Below are 2,538 nucleotides of genomic sequence, written 5' to 3' on the forward strand. Positions count from 1 at the left end.
GCGTTGTTAATATCACATCGCAGTCTGTGAAGGCACCTTTGCCTATTTTGGGCCTGTCCAATTCTGCGCGCGCAGGCCTGACAGGCTATGTGGCTGGCACATCGCGGCAGGTGGCCGAAAAAGGCGTGACGATCAACAACCTGTTACCCGGCATCCACGACACGGACCGCGCCAAGGCGTTGGACACGGGCGTGGTGAACAAGACGGGTGTCACCATTGAGCAGGCGCGTGCGAACCGTGAAGCGACCATCCCGGCGCGCCGTTATGGCACGAAAGAAGAGTTCGGAGCGACTTGTGCGTATCTCTGTTCGGTGCATGCAGGCTTTATCGTCGGGCAGAACCTTCTGCATGACGGTGGCGGTACGAACTTTACGATCTGATGTCACCATAACCTTTTGGGTGGCCTGTTGGCGTCTAGCCTGTTGGATTTGCCGCAGGTGTTTGCCAACGCATTTGAGGCGTCAGGCTTGCGAGCGATACCTCAGATTGCTATCGACACCTAATCCCGACCGCTTTGATCGGGATTAGGGATGAGGCACGCTGGGTGACTGCGAATACGGCAGGGTTGAGAGTCGAAGGCCTGACGCGCCGCTTTGGTGGGCGCGACGTGGTATCGAACGTCTCGTTGGAGGTTCAAGCGGGCCAGGTGACCTGTCTTTTGGGGCCGTCTGGTTGCGGTAAGTCCACGACTTTGCGGATCATTGCTGGCGTTGATCAGCAGGACGCCGGGCGCGTGAGCGTCGGCGGGCAGGTGGTGTCGGACGGCGCGGTGCATATGCCCGCCGAGGCACGCCATGTTGGTCTGATGTTTCAGGATTTCGCGCTGTTTCCGCATTTGTCGGTCTTTGACAATATTGCCTTCGGGCTGAAAGGCAGCAAGCGTGAGGCCTATACCCGCGTGGGGGAGTTACTGGAGCGAGTGCATCTGGAAGGCTTTGAAACCGCGTTTCCCCATGAATTATCGGGTGGCGAGCAACAGCGCGTGGCGCTGGCCCGCGCGATTGCGCCTCGGCCCCGGATCATGCTGATGGACGAGCCGTTTTCGGGGCTGGATAACCGACTTCGCGATGGCATCCGCGACGAGACGCTGGATATCCTGAAGGACGAGAATACCGCCGTTTTATTAGTCACCCACGAGCCGGACGAGGCGATGCGGATGGCCGATGAGATTGCGTTGATGCGCGATGGACAGATCGTGCAGCGGGGCGCGCCGTATAATGTTTACAACACGCCCGTTGATCAGGATGCAGCGGCATTTTTTAGCGATATCAATGTGATACATGGCGTTGTTGAGGGTGCTTTGACGGATACGCCCTTTGGTGGTTTTCTGGCCCCCGGCGTGCCGGATGGAACGGATGTTGAGATTGTCATTCGACCACAGCACATTCGAATTGATTTTGACCGTCAGGGGCGTGGGCCGAATCCGACGCCGGAGGACGGTTCGCCCGCACGCGGTACGGTCATGCGGAGCCGGTTCATGGGCAACGAAAGTCTTGTGGAGTTTCGTATGGATCATGACGGCTCGATCCTGAAGGCGACGGTGCCGTCGGTGTTTTTGCCCAAAGAGGGCACGGCGCTTTGGCTGATGATCCGGCGCGGGCGCTGTTTCGTCTTTCCCAAGCGCGGGTAAGGGCGCGTTCCGCCTTTGGCGGTTTCCCTTGAGAATTTTGCCATAAAGAAGCGCTACTGGCTGTCTTGACGGTCGAGGTAGTCCGCAAGGGTCTTACCGGATTCTTCTTCGAACGTATCGAATGTGACGTCGAGGGTTTGAATGCGATCGACGCGGAACACCCGGAAATCATTGCGCAATTCGCACCACGAGGTCAGCGTCCAGACGCGGCCCCAGTATTCCATTTGCAAGGGGCGCAAGGTGCGGGTTGTTTCGTCGCGATCGGGCGCGGTGTAGGTAATGTTTACTTTGCGCCGCGAACGGATTGCGGCGCGCAAGGGCGCCATGTGGACAAATCCGCGTGCGGCTTCGGCGAAGGGGTAGACCGCGAATCCCCAGCCGGACGCAGGGGCTGCGCGGTCTTCTGGCAAAACCGCATCGACTTTGCTGGACAGGCTTGCCGCGGCGGATTTCAACTCGTCGTCAGCGGCTTTTGAGACCACTGCGAGGCCGAGATGGAGCGCCTCGAGTTCGGTTAGCGTCAGGTTCAGCGGTGGCAGGGTAATTGGCGCGGTCATCATATAGCCGAGGCCGCGCTCGCCTTCGACGGGCACGCCGCTGGCGACCAGCGTGTCCATGTCGCGGTAGATCGTGCGCAGCGACACGCCCAAGCGTTCGGCCATGTCGCTGCCACGGTGGAGCCGTCCGTCTCGCAGGATTTGTATCAGTTCAAATAGGCGATCGGTGCGGCGCAATGGGTTACTCCATCCGCCACAGGATCGGGGCATGACGCATTTGCACCGTGTCCGGGTCGATCATTGTTCCAAAGGGCACAAATGCGGAGTCTTGCATCACAGCCTCGACGGCGTCGAGGAAGGCCGCCACGTCCGTGCCGGGCATCAACCGGAAACTTACAGCTTCAAGTCCGG

General features: G+C 59.5%; 3 protein-coding genes. 2 read left to right on the plus strand and 1 reads right to left on the minus strand.

The features are described 5' to 3' along the window. Both Q1B15_RS06415 and Q1B15_RS06420 read left to right on the plus strand, forming a co-directional pair. Nucleotides 1–380, plus strand: a 380-nt coding sequence (locus Q1B15_RS06415; RefSeq protein WP_299751805.1) for an SDR family oxidoreductase, incomplete at its 5' end; no start/stop codon positions are given. Nucleotides 381–544: 164 nt separating this feature from the next. Then, nucleotides 545–1,630 (plus strand): ABC transporter ATP-binding protein, encoded by a 1,086-nt coding sequence (locus tag Q1B15_RS06420; protein WP_299751808.1) that lies wholly within the window; start codon nucleotides 545–547, stop codon nucleotides 1,628–1,630. Between the two features lie 53 nt (nucleotides 1,631–1,683). Here the strand turns inward: Q1B15_RS06420 and Q1B15_RS06425 are convergent, their stop codons facing one another. Next, the gene (locus Q1B15_RS06425; protein ID WP_299751811.1) at nucleotides 1,684–2,364 is read right to left on the minus strand and encodes a YafY family protein; all 681 of its coding nucleotides are present in this window, start codon (nucleotides 2,362–2,364) and stop codon (nucleotides 1,684–1,686) included. Between the last annotated feature and the right edge of the window lie 174 nt (nucleotides 2,365–2,538).

This window comes from uncultured Boseongicola sp., assembly GCF_937988555.1.
In the GTDB taxonomy this organism is placed as follows: domain Bacteria; phylum Pseudomonadota; class Alphaproteobacteria; order Rhodobacterales; family Rhodobacteraceae; genus Boseongicola.